The organism is Vibrio sp. 10N.222.52.C3 (genome assembly GCF_041474195.1).
In the GTDB taxonomy this organism is placed as follows: domain Bacteria; phylum Pseudomonadota; class Gammaproteobacteria; order Enterobacterales; family Vibrionaceae; genus Vibrio; species Vibrio crassostreae_C.
In genome coordinates this window covers 4,833-6,003 of the sequence record NZ_JBFRTQ010000167.1, presented here as the reverse complement: position 1 = coordinate 6,003, position 1,171 = coordinate 4,833, and the positions used below count along the sequence as shown (strand labels likewise).

The following is a 1,171-nucleotide window of genomic DNA, read 5'->3' as shown; positions in this document are numbered from 1 at the left end:
ACTTAATTATACTCATAGTTATATCGTGATTACCCCAACATCACGTTAACAACCTCAGCTTGCCGCAAACGATTTCCTCTATAGAATGCGTCGCCTTTCCTATCTATAACTTTTAGGTTGACGCACATGGCTTCCCTACTTGGAATTATCACTATTTTAGTTGCCGCTTGGTTACTATCTACGGACAGAAAAAATATTCCACTAAGAACAGTCTCTTTGGCTTTCTTATTACAAATCTCATTCGCGCTGTTGGTTCTGTATGTACCAATGGGTAAAGAAGCGTTGAATGTAGCCACGGGTGCGGTATCTAGCTTGATCAACTACGGTCAAGAGGGGATTAACTTTCTATTTGGTGGCCTAACGAATAACGGATTTGTTTTCGCGATTAATGTTCTTGGCATCATTATCTTTTTCTCTGCATTGATTTCAGGTTTGTACCACATTGGCTTTATGCCAAAGGTGATCAACCTTATCGGTGGCGCACTACAAAAGTTCTTGGGCACAGGTCGTGCGGAGTCACTGTCTGCGACTGCCAATATCTTTGTCGGCATGATTGAAGCGCCATTGGTGGTTAAGCCTTACTTAAAACACATGACAGATTCACAACTGTTTGCTGTGATGGTGTGTGGTTTGGCGTCTGTAGCTGGTGGTACGCTAGTGGGTTATGCATCGCTTGGCGTTGACCTAAACTTCCTGATCGCTGCGGCATTCATGTCTGCACCAGCCGGCCTATTGATGGCTAAAATCTTAGTACCTGGCAGCCCAAATGACGCTCAAGAAAATATTGAGTCTGATGTAGAAATTCCACGAGCAACAAACGTAGTTGAGGCGATGGCAGATGGGGCTATGTCTGGACTTCGTATTGCCGTTGCGGTGGGTGCAACACTTCTTGCCTTTATCAGTGTGATTGCAATGCTGAATGGCTTGCTAGGTATCGTTGGCGGCTGGTTTGGCGTAAACCTAAGCTTCGAACTTATCCTAGGTTATGTGTTTGCACCCGTTGCATGGCTGATCGGTGTACCGTGGTCTGAGGCTGTGGTTGCGGGCTCATTGATCGGTAACAAGATTGTCGTGAACGAGTTCGTGGCTTTCATCCAACTAATGGATGCTAAAGAGGCACTAAGTGAGCACTCGCAAGCGATCGTAACTTTCGCTCTATGTGGCTTTGCTA

General features: G+C 45.5%; 1 protein-coding gene. It reads left to right on the top strand.

Going from position 1 to position 1,171, the window contains the following annotated elements; translation table 11 throughout:
* Window positions 1–126: 126 nt before the first annotated feature.
* On the top strand, window positions 127–1,171 hold a 1,045-nt coding region (locus AB4517_RS20805), incomplete at its 3' end, for a NupC/NupG family nucleoside CNT transporter (RefSeq protein ID WP_372149751.1).